This is a genomic window from Streptomyces venezuelae, from assembly GCF_008642335.1.
Lineage (GTDB): Bacteria > Actinomycetota > Actinomycetes > Streptomycetales > Streptomycetaceae > Streptomyces > Streptomyces venezuelae_F.
This window is the reverse complement of sequence record NZ_CP029191.1, coordinates 5,465,487-5,478,962: the sequence shown is the minus strand read 5'-3', so window position 1 is coordinate 5,478,962 and position 13,476 is coordinate 5,465,487. Positions and strand designations below refer to the sequence as shown.

At 71.1% G+C, this 13,476-nt stretch carries 10 protein-coding genes; 7 read left to right on the top strand and 3 right to left on the bottom strand.

Translation table 11 applies throughout. The annotated features are described in order from the left end of the window. Window positions 1-2 precede the first annotated feature (2 nt). Entirely contained in the window at window positions 3-2,417 is a 2,415-nt protein-coding gene (gene lon, locus DEJ49_RS24875; protein WP_150186180.1) for an endopeptidase La, read from the bottom strand. Between the two features lie 89 nt (window positions 2,418-2,506). After that, entirely contained in the window at window positions 2,507-3,382 is an 876-nt protein-coding gene (locus DEJ49_RS24870; RefSeq protein ID WP_411757195.1) for a rhomboid-like protein, read from the bottom strand. Between the two features lie 155 nt (window positions 3,383-3,537). Here DEJ49_RS24870 and DEJ49_RS24865 point away from each other — a divergent pair, with 155 nt between their 5' ends. From DEJ49_RS24865 to DEJ49_RS24845, 5 genes are all read left to right on the top strand, one after another. After that, window positions 3,538-4,215: a spermidine synthase gene (locus tag DEJ49_RS24865; RefSeq protein WP_150186178.1), complete on the top strand. Its 678-nt coding sequence runs from the start codon at window positions 3,538-3,540 to the stop codon at window positions 4,213-4,215. Window positions 4,216-4,280: 65 nt separating this feature from the next. Beyond that, complete coding sequence (locus DEJ49_RS24860; RefSeq protein ID WP_055568825.1) at window positions 4,281-5,018, top strand: response regulator transcription factor; 738 nt, start codon at window positions 4,281-4,283, stop codon at window positions 5,016-5,018. Between the two features lie 19 nt (window positions 5,019-5,037). Continuing rightward, the gene (locus DEJ49_RS24855) at window positions 5,038-6,117 is read left to right on the top strand and encodes a sensor histidine kinase (RefSeq protein ID WP_150175870.1); all 1,080 of its coding nucleotides are present in this window, start codon (window positions 5,038-5,040) and stop codon (window positions 6,115-6,117) included. A gap of 275 nt (window positions 6,118-6,392) precedes the next feature. After that, a complete protein-coding gene (locus DEJ49_RS24850; protein WP_150186177.1) occupies window positions 6,393-10,217 on the top strand; it encodes a multifunctional oxoglutarate decarboxylase/oxoglutarate dehydrogenase thiamine pyrophosphate-binding subunit/dihydrolipoyllysine-residue succinyltransferase subunit in 3,825 nt (1,274 codons plus the stop codon). Between the two features lie 132 nt (window positions 10,218-10,349). Beyond that, window positions 10,350-10,532 carry a DUF6104 family protein gene (locus DEJ49_RS24845; protein WP_003961784.1) on the top strand — a complete coding sequence of 61 codons (183 nt, stop codon included), beginning with the start codon at window positions 10,350-10,352 and terminating at the stop codon, window positions 10,530-10,532. A 29-nt stretch (window positions 10,533-10,561) separates the two neighbouring features. On the opposite strand, the gene DEJ49_RS24840 is transcribed toward DEJ49_RS24845, so the two are convergent. Next, a complete protein-coding gene (locus DEJ49_RS24840) occupies window positions 10,562-11,371 on the bottom strand; it encodes a hypothetical protein (RefSeq protein ID WP_150186176.1) in 810 nt (269 codons plus the stop codon). A gap of 157 nt (window positions 11,372-11,528) precedes the next feature. Here DEJ49_RS24840 and DEJ49_RS24835 point away from each other — a divergent pair, with 157 nt between their 5' ends. Beyond that, a complete protein-coding gene (locus DEJ49_RS24835; RefSeq protein WP_150186175.1) occupies window positions 11,529-12,407 on the top strand; it encodes a DUF4097 family beta strand repeat-containing protein in 879 nt (292 codons plus the stop codon). 1 nt (window position 12,408) lies between these two features. Next, complete coding sequence (locus DEJ49_RS24830; protein ID WP_150186174.1) at window positions 12,409-13,473, top strand: PadR family transcriptional regulator; 1,065 nt, start codon at window positions 12,409-12,411, stop codon at window positions 13,471-13,473. Window positions 13,474-13,476: the final 3 nt, after the last annotated feature.

The following is a 13,476-nucleotide window of genomic DNA, read 5'->3' as shown; positions in this document are numbered from 1 at the left end:
TCCTACGCCGCGGCCGGGATCTTCACCTCGGCCGCCGTCAGGGCCAGTTCGAGCACCTGGCGCACGTCGGTGACCGCGTGCACGTCGAGCTTCTCCAGGACCTCGGCCGGGACGTCGTCGAGGTCCGGCTCGTTCCGCTTCGGGATGATCACCGTGGTGATCCCGGCGCGGTGCGCGGCGAGCAGCTTCTGCTTCACCCCGCCGATCGGCAGGACGCGGCCGGTCAGCGAGATCTCACCGGTCATCGCCACGTCCGTACGGACGAGACGGCCGCTGAGCAGCGACGCGAGGGCGGTCGTCAGGGTGACGCCCGCGCTCGGGCCGTCCTTCGGCACGGCGCCCGCCGGGAAGTGGACGTGCACGCCCCGTTCCTTCAGGTCGCCGACGGGCAGCTCCAGTTCGGCGCCGTGCGAGCGCAGGAAGCTCAGCGCGATCTGCGCCGACTCCTTCATGACCTCGCCGAGCTGGCCGGTGAGCGTGAGCCCGGAGGCCCCCGTCTCCGGGTCCGCGAGCGACGCCTCCACGAACAGGACGTCGCCGCCCGCCCCGGTGACCGCGAGCCCGGTCGCCACGCCCGGCACCGACGTGCGTCGCTCCGCCGGGTCCTGCGCGGACTCCGGCACGTGGCGCGGGCGCCCGATCAGGCCGCGCAGGTCGGCGTCCGTGACGGTGAAGGGCAGCTCGCGGTCGCCCAGTTCGTGCTGGGCCGCGACCTTGCGGAGCAGCCGTGCGACGGACCGCTCCAGGTTGCGCACGCCCGCCTCGCGCGTGTACTCGCCGGCGAGCTTGCGCAGCGCGCTCTCGTCCAGGACCACCTCGTCCTTGTCGAGGCCCGCGCGCTCCAGCTGGCGCGGGAGCAGGTGGTCACGGGCGATGACGACCTTCTCGTCCTCGGTGTACCCGTCGAGGCGGACGAGCTCCATGCGGTCGAGGAGCGCCTCGGGGATGGCTTCGAGGACGTTGGCGGTGGCGAGGAAGACGACGTCGCTGAGGTCGAGCTCGACCTCCAGGTAGTGGTCGCGGAAGGTGTGGTTCTGGGCCGGGTCGAGGACTTCGAGGAGGGCGGCGGCCGGGTCGCCCCGGAAGTCCGAGCCGACCTTGTCGATCTCGTCGAGGAGCACCACCGGGTTCATGGACCCGGCCTCCTTGATGGCCCGCACGATGCGTCCGGGCAGCGCCCCCACGTACGTACGCCGGTGGCCGCGGATCTCCGCCTCGTCGCGTACGCCGCCGAGCGCGACCCGCACGAACTTGCGGCCCATGGCGTGCGCGACGGACTCGCCGAGACTCGTCTTGCCCACTCCCGGAGGACCCACCAGGGCGAGCACGGCACCCCCGCGCCGGCCGCCGACGACACCGAGGCCGCGGTCGGCGCGGCGCTTGCGCACCGCGAGGTACTCGGTGATGCGCTCCTTCACGTCCTGGAGCCCGGAGTGCTCGGCGTCCAGGATCTCCTGGGCGCCCTTGATGTCGTACTCGTCCTCGGTGCGCTCGTTCCAGGGCAGTTCGAGGACCGTGTCGAGCCAGGTGCGGATCCAGGAGCCCTCGGGCGACTGGTCGCTGGCGCGCTCCAGCTTGTCGACCTCCTTGAGGGCGGCCTCGCGGACCTTCTCGGGGAGGTCGGCGGCCTCGACGCGGGCGCGGTAGTCGTCGGACTCCTCGCCCTCCTGCTCACCGTTGATCTCGCGCAGCTCCTTGCGGACGGCGTCGAGCTGGCGCCGCAGCAGGAACTCGCGCTGCTGCTTGTCCACGCCTTCCTGTACGTCCTTGGCGATGGTCTCCGCGACGTCCTGCTCGGCGAGGTGCTCGCGCAGCTGCGCGGTGGCGAGCTTGAGGCGGGCGACCGCGTCCTCGGTCTCCAGGAGCTGGATCTTCTGCTGGGTGGTCAGGAACGGGGAGTATCCGGAGTTGTCGGCGAGCGCGGCGACGTCGTCGATCTGCGTGACGCGGTCCACGACCTGCCAGGCACCGCGCTTCTTCAGCCAGCTGGTGGCGAGCGCCTTGTACTCCTTGACGAGCTCGGTGACGGCGCCCGGCAGGGGCTCCGGCACGGCGTCGTCGACCTTCGTGCCCTCGACCCACAGGGCCGCGCCGGGGCCGGTCGTGCCCGCGCCGATGCGCACGCGGCTGCGGCCGCGGATGAGGGCGCCGGGGTCGCCGTCGGAGAGCCGGCCGACCTGCTCGACGGTGCCGAGGACGCCGGTCGCGGCGTACGTCCCGTCGATGCGCGGAACAAGCAGCACCTTCGGCTTGCTGTCGCCACTGGACCGGGCGGCGGCCTGCGCGGCCTCCACCGCGGCCCGTACATCGGCGTCCGACAGGTCGAACGGAACCACCATGCCGGGCAGGACCACCTCGTCGTCGAGCGGCAGCACAGGCAGAGTGAGCGAAGTGTACGAGGCGGACTCAGTAGCCATGATCTCCCTTTCGGCATTCAAGTTGAGCTGTACCGACTCAATGCTTGTGAGTGCCGAGATGTTCCCTCACGCGTGTTCGCTGTGAGCGATCAGGAGACGCCGTTCCGTAGACCCCGCGCGGGCACGGGCACGCGCCGAAGCAAGGGCCAGGTGAGGACGCCGATCGTGAGGGCGAGCAGGTGTCCCCAGTTCGTCATGGGGTCGGCGAACGCGATGAGGTCGTCGACCAGCATCCCGCCGAAGCAGACCAGCACGGTCCACCGGAGCCACGGTGTGAGGAGTCCCGCGAGCGCGCCGACGCTCGCGGCGACACCGAAGCTGATGCCGTAGTCGAGCCGGTGCAGCGAGCTGTCGGGCAGATGGCCCGCGAGGACGGAGAAGCCGACCGGGACCTCCGTCGCGAGCGTGGCGACGACGTGCCCGAGGAGGAAGACACCGGCGGCGCGCAGCCCTCCGATGCGCCGCTCCAGCGCGGTCAGCACCAGCAGGAAGACGATCGCGTACGGGGACGTGATGCCGCCCGCGATCCACAGGGCGCTGGCGACCAGGACGAGGAGGGGACTCTTCGTGAGGTGCGCGACGTCGGTGCTCGACCCGTGGAGCAGCGAGTCGACGAGGTCCGGGTTCGCGTACTGGGTCAGGAGCGAGGTGGCGGCCAGGATCACCGCGTACCCAAAGGTGAAAGGGGTGCCGGTGGGCGTCGGCAGGATCCGCCACAGGCGCGGGCGCCGCGCGGAGGTTCCGGGCGCACCGGACACACTTGAGGCACCTGCCGCACGGTCCGCCGTATCCGACGTGGGGCGCTCCCCCGTTCGGGGTGGCCGGGGCGTCGGCTGCCGCGGTATTCCGTTCAGGGTGCCCGGCGTCTCGACGTCGGACACAGCCGGCGTCCCGGCGTCGGACACGGCCCCGGCGGGCCGCACGCTCTGGTTCACGGGGGTGGCGCTCCTTCCGTCCCACTCCACCCTTTGCCCTTTTTTCGGGCGCTGTCTATGACGGGCGCCACGTGAGGTGCGTCTCACACGTCAACCCGCCGGGTGACTCCTGCGTCGCACGTACGCCCGCGACAGCACCGAAAACCACCGGACTTCGGGCACCTCCCGGAAATAATCTGTGCGCCATGCGCACCGACACCACCGCCCCCGTCGTCCTCGACCGGCGCGAGGGCCCGTACGGCGAGGTCGTGCTGCGGCGCCACGGTGAGCTGCTGCAGATCATCGCCAACGGCTGTTTCCTGATGGACACCTCCGACGGCCGCTCCGAGCGCCTGCTCGTCGACGCGGCCCGCGACGCCCTCGACGACCGTCCCGCCCCCGCCCTCCTCATCGGCGGCCTCGGCGTCGGCTTCTCCCTCGCGCACGCCGCCGCGGACCCCCGCTGGGGACGCATCGCCGTCGTCGAGCGCGAGCAGGCGATCATCGACTGGCACCACGGCGGACCCCTCGCCGAGCTCTCCGGAGCGGCACTCCGCGACACACGTGCGCAGATTCTTCACACCGACCTCGTCTCCTACGTATCCGGAGCCACGGAGTCCTACGACGCGCTCTGTCTCGACATCGACAACGGCCCCGGCTGGACGGTGACGGAGGGCAACAACTCCCTTTACTCGCCTGCCGGTCTGGCCGCCTGCAAAGCCCGTCTGAACCCCGGCGGAGTGCTTGCCGTGTGGTCCGCACAGCCCTCGTCCGCTTTCGACGACGCTCTACGGAATGCCGGATTCCAGAGGGTACGAACCGAAGAGATCCCCGTTGCCCGAGGCGTCCCTGACGTGGTCCACCTCGGCGTCCGGGCTGCGTAGCCGAGGTGCCTTCGCGACCCGTACTCTGCTGACCGAACACAAGCGATCAGTGTCAGGGGCGGGCGATGGAGCAGACACACACCTCCCACAACGGCGCCACGGCGATGCCGGGCGCCCAGCGCCGGGTGCTGGTGGTCGAGGACGACCCGACGATCGTCGATGCCATCGCGGCCCGGCTGCGCGCCGAGGGTTTCGTCGTGCAAACGGCCGGAGACGGCCCTTCGGCGGTCGACACCGCCCAGGCGTGGCAGCCCGACCTGCTGATTCTCGACATCATGCTGCCGGGCTTCGACGGCCTGGAGGTGTGCCGCCGGGTCCAGGCCCAGCGGCCCGTCCCGGTCCTCATGCTCACCGCGCGTGACGACGAGACGGACATGCTGGTCGGGCTCGGCGTCGGCGCGGACGACTACATGACCAAGCCGTTCTCGATGCGCGAGCTCGCGGCCCGCGTGCACGTCCTGCTGCGCCGGGTCGAGCGGGCCGCCCTGGCCGCGACGACGCCGCGCAGCGGCATCCTGCGCCTCGGCGAGCTGGAGATCGACCACGCCCAGCGGCGGGTCCGGGTGCGCAGCGAGGACGTCCACCTGACGCCCACCGAGTTCGACCTGCTGGTCTGCCTGGCCAACACCCCGCGCGCGGTCCTGTCGCGCGAGCAGCTGCTCGCCGAGGTGTGGGACTGGGCCGACGCGTCCGGCACCCGCACCGTCGACAGCCACATCAAGGCGCTGCGCCGCAAGATCGGGGCCGAGCGGATCCGCACGGTGCACGGCGTGGGATACGCGCTGGAGACCCCCACCCCGTGAGGCGGAGGCGCGTGACGTGATGTACGGGCCCTTCGGGGGACTGCGGCCGTTCTCCATCAAGACCAAGCTCGGCGCCCTGGTCGTCGTCTCGGTGTTCATCACCACAGGCCTGCTCCTCGTGGCCATGAAGACCCAGACCGAGCTGCGCTTCATCACCGTCTTCTCGGTGATCGCCACGCTCCTCATCACGCAGTTCGTGGCGCACAGCCTCACCGCCCCGCTGGACGAGATGAACGCGGTGGCCCGCGCCGTCTCGCACGGCGACTACACGCGCCGCGCCCGTGGCGCCGACCGGCGCGACGAACTGGGCGACGTGGCCGCCACCATCAACGCCATGGCGGACGACCTGGAGGCCCAGGACACGCAGCGCAAGGAGCTCGTCGCCAACGTCTCGCACGAGCTGCGCACCCCCATCGCGGCGCTCCGTGCCGTCCTGGAGAACGTCGTCGACGGGGTGTCGGCCGCCGACCCCGAGACGATGCGCACGGCCCTGAAGCAGACCGAGCGCCTGGGGCGGCTCGTCGAGACGCTGCTCGACCTCTCCCGCCTGGACAACGGCGTCGTGCCGCTGAAGGCCCGCCGCTTCGAGGTGTGGCCGTATCTGTCGGGCGTCCTGAAGGAGGCCAACATGGTGGCCTCCGCGCGCGCGGGCATCGCGTCGGGCTCCGGCAGCCACACGCGTACGGACGTCCACCTGCACCTCGACGTGTCACCCCCTGAACTGACGGCCCACGCGGACGCGGAGCGGCTCCACCAGGTCGTGGCGAACCTCATCGACAACGCGGTCAAGCACAGCCCGCCGCACGGGCGCGTGACGGTGCGGGCCCGGCGCGGCCCCTACCCCGAGTCCCTGGACCTGGAGGTGCTCGACGAGGGCCCCGGCATCCCGGAGTCGGAGTGGCACCGCGTCTTCGAGCGCTTCAACCGCGGCAGCCACGCCGGAGCCCCCGTCAAGGGCTCCGGCAACGACGGCGGGACGGGCCTCGGCCTGGCCATCGCGCGCTGGGCGGTCGATCTCCACGGGGGTCACATCGGGGTGGCCGAATCCCCTCGCGGCTGCCGGATCCAGGTCACTCTTCCGGGCCTGCCCGAGGCGTGAAGTTGACGTAGGGTTCGAGTGGAAGCGATTCACGGGGGCCACTTCGGGGCACCCGGTGGGCGCCGCCGCGCGTAGACGTCGTACCGACGTACCCGCGCGGCCATCTGGCGTTGCAGAACCTCGCTTGTTTCCCGCCATTTACAGCGCCGAAACCACGGATCCAGTGTGACTTACGCGACGGATGCCGGGCCCGGTCTGCACCTCACGCTCCGGGAGGCGTAGCCTTTATTTCCGCTGTCCATCACCTTGTGAAGCGGAAGAGGGCGGTTACCGCCGTGTCGTCACAGTCCCCCAGTAGCTCGAGCATCTCGACCGACCAAGACGGTCAGGGCAAGGACCCTGCTGCTGCCTTCGGTCCCAACGAGTGGCTCGTCGACGAGATCTACCAGCAGTACCTCCAGGACCCGAACTCGGTCGACCGAGCCTGGTGGGACTTCTTCGCCGACTACAAGCCAGGAACGGCCGCCTCTGCAGCCGCCGCCCCGGCGAAGCCGGCGGGTGACACGGCCGCGGGGGCCGCGTCCACCACTGCTCCCGCCCCTGCCGCGCCCGCCGCCCCGGCGAAGCCCGCGGCCCAGGCCCAGGCCGCCCCCGCCGCTCCCCAGGCGCAGGCACCGGCCGCTCCCGCGAAGCCCGCGGCCGCCGCTCCGGCGCCCGCCGCGAAGCCCGCCGCCAAGCCCGATGCTGCCAAGCCCGCCGCGAAGGCGGAGCCCGCGGCCGAGGCTCCGGCCGGCCCCGAGTACGTGACGCTGCGCGGCCCGAGCGCCGCGGTCGCGAAGAACATGAACGCCTCCATCGAGGTCCCCACCGCCACGTCGGTGCGCGCGGTCCCGGTGAAGCTGCTCTTCGACAACCGCATCGTCATCAACAACCACCTCAAGCGCGCCCGCGGCGGGAAGATCTCCTTCACGCACCTCATCGGGTACGCGATGGTGCAGGCCATCAAGGCCATGCCGTCGATGAACTACTCCTTCGTGGAGAAGGACGGCAAGCCCACCCTGGTCAAGCCGGAGCACGTCAACTTCGGCCTCGCCATCGACCTGGTGAAGCCCAACGGCGACCGCCAGCTGGTCGTCGCGGGCATCAAGAAGGCCGAGACCCTGAACTTCTTCGAGTTCTGGCAGGCCTACGAGGACATCGTCCGCCGCGCCCGCGACGGCAAGCTGGGCATGGACGACTTCACCGGCGTGACGGTCTCCCTGACCAACCCCGGCGGCCTCGGCACCGTCCACTCGGTCCCGCGCCTGATGCCCGGCCAGTCGGTCATCATGGGCGTCGGCTCCATGGACTACCCGGCGGAGTTCCAGGGCACCTCGCAGGACACCCTGAACAAGCTCGGCATCTCGAAGGTCATGACGCTCACGTCGACCTACGACCACCGGGTCATCCAGGGCGCCGCCTCCGGCGAATTCCTGCGCATCGTCGCGAACCTCCTCCTCGGCGAGAACGAGTTCTACGACGAGATCTTCAAGGCGCTCCGGATCCCCTACGAGCCGGTCCGCTGGCTCAAGGACATCGACGCCTCGCACGACGACGACGTCACGAAGGCCGCCCGCGTCTTCGAGCTGATCCACTCCTACCGCGTCCGCGGCCACGTCATGGCCGACACGGACCCGCTGGAGTACAAGCAGCGCAAGCACCCCGACCTGGACATCACCGAGCACGGCCTCACCCTGTGGGACCTGGAGCGGGAGTTCGCGGTCGGCGGCTTCGCCGGCAAGTCGATGATGAAGCTGCGCGACGTCCTCGGCGTGCTGCGCGACTCGTACTGCCGGACCACCGGCGTCGAGTTCATGCACATCCAGGACCCGAAGCAGCGCAAGTGGCTGCAGGACCGCATCGAGCGGACCCACGCCACCAAGCCCGAGCGCGAGGAGCAGCTGCGCATCCTGCGCCGCCTGAACTCCGCGGAGGCCTTCGAGACCTTCCTGCAGACGAAGTACGTCGGCCAGAAGCGCTTCTCCCTGGAGGGCGGCGAGTCCGTCATCCCGCTGCTCGACGCCGTGCTCGACAGCGCCGCCGAGTCGCGCCTGGACGAGGTCGTCATCGGCATGGCCCACCGCGGCCGCCTGAACGTCCTCGCCAACATCGTCGGCAAGTCGTACGCCCAGATCTTCCGCGAGTTCGAGGGCAACATGGACCCCAAGTCCATGCACGGCTCCGGCGACGTGAAGTACCACCTGGGCGCCGAGGGCACCTTCACCGGCCTGGACGGCGAGCAGATCAAGGTCTCGCTGGCCGCCAACCCGTCCCACCTGGAGACGGTCGACCCGGTCATCGAGGGCATCGTCCGCGCCAAGCAGGACATCATCAACAAGGGCGGCACGGACTTCACGGTCCTGCCCGTCGCCCTGCACGGTGACGCGGCCTTCGCGGGCCAGGGTGTGGTCGCCGAGACGCTCAACATGTCGCAGCTGCGCGGCTACCGCACGGGCGGCACGGTCCACATCGTCATCAACAACCAGGTCGGCTTCACCGCCGCCCCGGAGTCGTCGCGCTCCTCCATGTACGCCACCGACGTGGCCCGCATGATCGAGGCGCCGATCTTCCACGTGAACGGCGACGACCCCGAGGCCGTCGTCCGCGTCGCCCGTCTCGCCTTCGAGTTCCGCCAGGCGTTCAACAAGGACGTGGTCATCGACCTCATCTGCTACCGCCGCCGCGGGCACAACGAGTCGGACAACCCGGCGTTCACGCAGCCGCTGATGTACGACCTGATCGACAAGAAGCGCTCGGTGCGCAAGCTCTACACCGAGTCCCTCATCGGTCGCGGCGACATCACCCTGGAAGAGGCCGAGCAGGCGCTGCAGGACTTCCAGGGCCAGCTGGAGAAGGTCTTCACCGAGGTCCGCGAGGCCGTCTCGCAGCCCGCGCAGGCCGACGTGCCGGCGCCGCAGGCCGAGTTCCCCGTGCACGTCGAGACCGCGATCTCCCAGGAGGTCGTCAAGCGGATCGCCGAGTCCCAGGTCAACATCCCCGACCGGGTCACCGTCCACCCGCGTCTGCTGCCGCAGCTGCAGCGCCGCGCGACGATGGTCGAAGAGGGCACGATCGACTGGGGCATGGGCGAGACCCTCGCCATCGGCTCGCTGCTCCTGGAGGGCACCCCGGTCCGCCTGTCGGGCCAGGACTCCCGCCGCGGCACGTTCGGCCAGCGCCACGCGGTCCTCATCGACCGCGCGACGGGCGAGGACTACACGCCCCTGATGTACCTCTCCGAGGACCAGGCGCGCTACAACGTCTACGACTCGCTGCTCTCCGAGTACGCGGTGATGGGCTTCGAGTACGGCTACTCGCTGGCCCGCCCCGAGTCGCTCGTCATGTGGGAAGCGCAGTTCGGTGACTTCGTCAACGGCGCGCAGACGGTGGTGGACGAGTACATCTCCGCCGCCGAGCAGAAGTGGAACCAGCACTCCGGTGTCACGCTGCTCCTGCCCCACGGCTACGAGGGCCAGGGCCCGGACCACTCGTCCGCCCGCATCGAGCGCTTCCTCCAGCTGTGCGCGCAGAACAACATGACGGTCGCGATGCCGACCCTCCCGTCGAACTACTTCCACCTCCTGCGGTGGCAGGTGCACAACCCGCACCACAAGCCGCTGGTGGTCTTCACCCCGAAGTCGATGCTGCGCCTGAAGGCGGCGGCCTCGAAGACGGAGGAGTTCACGACGGGCGGCTTCCGCCCGGTCATCGGCGACAGCCACGTCGACCCGTCGGCGGTCCGCAAGGTCGTCTTCTGCGCCGGCAAGCTGTACTACGACCTGGAGGCCGCCCGCCAGAAGCGCGGCGCCGACGACACGGCCATCATCCGCATCGAGCGTCTGTACCCGCTGCCGGGTGCCGAGCTCCAGGCGGAGATCGCCAAGTACCCGAACGCCGAGAAGTACCTGTGGGCGCAGGAGGAGCCGGCGAACCAGGGCGCGTGGCCGTTCATCGCCCTCAACCTCATCGACCACCTGGACCTGGCGGTCGGCGCGGACATCCCGCACGGCGAGCGCCTGCGCCGCATCTCGCGGCCGCACAGCTCGTCCCCGGCGGTCGGTTCGGCCAAGCGTCACCAGGCCGAGCAGGAGCAGCTCATCAGCGAGGTCTTCGAGGCGTAACCCTCGACGCTCGTACGCAGGCGGGCCCGGCCCCCCGAGTTCCAGGACTCGGAGGCCGGGCCCTCCGGCGTTCCCGGGCCCGCCCGGCGCCTATCCTGAGGTGGAACGATCCGTCCGCATCAGGAGCATGAGTTGTACTTCACCGACCGTGGCATCGAGGAGCTGGAGAAGCGGCGCGGCGAGGAAGAGGTCACCTTCGAGTGGCTCGCCGAGCAGCTCCGCACGTTCGTGGACCTCAACCCGGACTTCGAGGTCCCGGTCGAGCGCCTGGCGACGTGGCTGGCGCGGCTGGACGACGAGGACGAGGACGAGTAGTCGCGTCGTAGGCGCGGGACGCCGGGGCCTCAGGCGCTCCGCACGCGGTCGTACGCGAGCCCCGCCGCCCCCTGCGCCATCAGGAGGGCCGCCGCCGCGCCCCAGCCTCCGCTGCGGCGCCGTACGGCCCATACCGCCAACGGGAGGCCCGCGGCGAGCTGAGCGGCCGCCAGGGCCCTTGCGCGGGGTCCACGCACCCAGGGGCCCAGGGGGCCCTTCTCGACCGCTCCGAACTCCGCTCTGACCGCGTCCCGCCATCCGGGCCACTCGACCTGGCGCACGCCCTGCTGGACGCGGGCCGCCTCGCGCAGCCGGTCCGCCGGTTCGCCGGGGCCGAGGCCCGGCGGGAGGGTGAGGCCCGCGCGCGTGAGGACGGCGAGGAGTCCGAGCATCCTGGCCCGCGCGTCCGCCTCCGTGTCGGGGCGGGCCAGCGCCTCCAGTGACTGCATGTCCAGGACGGGGTCGAGGCCGAGCCGCGCGGCGAACGTGCGCATCGCCTCGTCCTCCCCCACGGGCGTCCCGTTGGCCAGCCATTCGTACCCGACCGTCCGCCGGAACCCCGAGGCGAGGGTGTAGCCGGAGCGGTCGCCGTCCCACCACAGGGCGAGCACGGGCCATGCCGAGCCGACGGCGAGCGCGGTGGCCCAACCGGTCAGCACGCGGTCGACGGGCTCCTCGCCGTGCAGCCACGGCTTGCCCTCGGGCACGAGCACGCTCCAGTCACGGCCGGCCTCCGCGAGCAGCATCCGCTCGCGGAGCAGCTGGGCCGCGATCTCCACGACGTCGGGCTCGGCCCGGCAGAGCAGCAGCGCACCTGGGGAAACAGCATCGGACGACATGATCCCACGCTAGGGCAGAACGGCTTAATAGGCTTATACGGCTCATAACCCACTCACTCGTACGAGTTCTTGACTTCCCGGCACCGCGATATATCGTGAATAGCAGAAGACGCGATATGGCGCGTCGCATCCGGCCCGCCGCCCAGGAGGTCAGCTCATGTCGGAGTGGTCCGTCGCCGAGCCGATGAAGCTCACGTTCGACGCCCCCGTGACCGCACTCCACGTCCGTGTCGTCAACGGGACGGTGAACGTGGTGGGCACGGACGAGGGCGCCGCCCGCCTGGAGGTCACGGAGATAGAAGGGCCACCCCTCAAGGTGACCCACGAGGACGGCACGCTGACCGTCGCGTACGAGGACCTGCCCTGGAAGGGCTTCCTCAAGTGGCTCGACCGCAAGGGCTGGCGCCGCAGCGCGCTCGTCTCCCTGGCCGTGCCCGCCGCCACCCGCGTCGAGGTGGGCGTGGTCGGCGCCGGCGCCGTGGTCTCCGGCATCGAGGGCCGCACCGAGGTGAAGGGCGTCACCGGCGACACGACCCTGCTCGGTCTCGCGGGGCAGGTCCGCGCGGACACCGTGTCCGGCAACGTGGAGGCACAGGGCGTCACCGGCGACCTCCGCTTCAACTCCGTCTCCGGCGGCCTCACGGTCGTCGAGGCGGCGGGCCACTCCGTCCGGGCCGACTCCGTGAGCGGCTCGATGATCGTGGACCTCGACCCGGCGGGCACCCCGACCGACGTCGCCCTCACGAGCGTTTCCGGCGAGATGGCGATCCGGCTCCCCCACCCCGCGGACGCGGAGGTCGAGGTCGACACGGCGAGCGGCTCCGTGTCCAACGCCTTCGAGGACCTGCGGGTCGGGGGTCAGTGGGGCGCCAAGCGGATCACCGGGCGCCTCGGCGCGGGCCGCGGGCGGCTCAGGGCGACGACGGTCTCCGGCTCCATCGCGCTCCTGCGCAGGCCACAGATGGAGGAGGATCCGTACGACGACGCCGGGAACGAACACAAGAACGACGGCTCGACCGACAAGAAGGTTCTCTGACATGCCCCCCGTGTTCGCCCACGGCCGCCTGCGCCTGTACCTGCTCAAGCTGCTCGACGAGGCCCCCCGCCACGGCTACGAGGTGATCAGGCTCCTGGAGGAGCGCTTCCACGGGCTGTACGCACCCTCCGCGGGCACCGTGTACCCCCGCCTCGCGAAGCTGGAGGCCGAGGGTCTCGTCACGCACACCACGGAGGGCGGCCGGAAGGTCTACGCCATCACGGACGCCGGCCGCGCCGAACTGGCGGGCCGCAGCGGTGAGCTGGCCGACCTGGAGCTGGAGATCCGCGAGTCGGTCGCCGAGCTCGCCGCCGAGATCCGCGACGGGGTGCAGGGCGCCGCGGGCGACCTGCGCCGCGAGATGCGGGCCGCCGCCAAGGAGGCGCTCAGCTCGGAGGGTACGGAGGGCTGGCACCAGACGAAGGAGGAGTTCAAGCGCGCCAAGCAGGGGTGGAAGGAGCAGGCCCGGCGCGCGAAGGACGAGAGCCGCCGTGCCCGCGAGGAGGCTCAGCGTGCCCGGCGCCAGGCGAAGGACGCCCAGGAGCAGGCCCACGCCCAGGCGCGGCAGGCCCAGGCGGAGGCGCAGCGCATCGTCAGGCACGTACAGGAGCAGGTGCAGGACCACTTCGCGCGGGGCGACTGGCCGACGGGCGTGCGGGAGGGGCTGACGGAACTGGCCAAGGAGTTCGGCGACTTCGGGACGCGGCTCGGCAAGGACTTCGGCAAGGGGTTCGGCACCCGGACCGACTCCGGGACCGCCGACTCCGGGACCGCCGAGCCCGGGACCGCCGACCCCGGGACCGCCGCCGCCGGGAAGGGGCCCACGTTCAGCGTCGCCCGTGAGGACCTCCCCGTGGAGTACGCACCCGACTGGGCCAAGGAGGACACCACCGGCGACCCCGGCCGTGACCTCGACCGTCTCCTGGACCGCTTCCGGGACGACATCCGCGACGCGGCCCGCGACCACGGCGTGTCGGAGTCCCAGCTCCGGGAGGCGCGCCGCCACCTGTCGGAGGCGGCGGCACACATCGGCGCGGCCCTCCGCGCTCCCACCCCCGAGAGCTGAGGA

Coding starts and splice junctions, on each gene's coding strand:
- lon (WP_150186180.1), bottom strand. CDS start 2,417: ATGGCTACTGAGTCCGCCTCGTACACTTCGCTCACTCTGCCTGTGCTG.
- DEJ49_RS24865 (WP_150186178.1), top strand. CDS start 3,538: ATGCGCACCGACACCACCGCCCCCGTCGTCCTCGACCGGCGCGAGGGC.
- DEJ49_RS24860 (WP_055568825.1), top strand. CDS start 4,281: ATGGAGCAGACACACACCTCCCACAACGGCGCCACGGCGATGCCGGGC.
- DEJ49_RS24855 (WP_150175870.1), top strand. CDS start 5,038: ATGTACGGGCCCTTCGGGGGACTGCGGCCGTTCTCCATCAAGACCAAG.
- DEJ49_RS24840 (WP_150186176.1), bottom strand. CDS start 11,371: ATGTCGTCCGATGCTGTTTCCCCAGGTGCGCTGCTGCTCTGCCGGGCC.
- DEJ49_RS24835 (WP_150186175.1), top strand. CDS start 11,529: ATGTCGGAGTGGTCCGTCGCCGAGCCGATGAAGCTCACGTTCGACGCC.
- DEJ49_RS24830 (WP_150186174.1), top strand. CDS start 12,409: ATGCCCCCCGTGTTCGCCCACGGCCGCCTGCGCCTGTACCTGCTCAAG.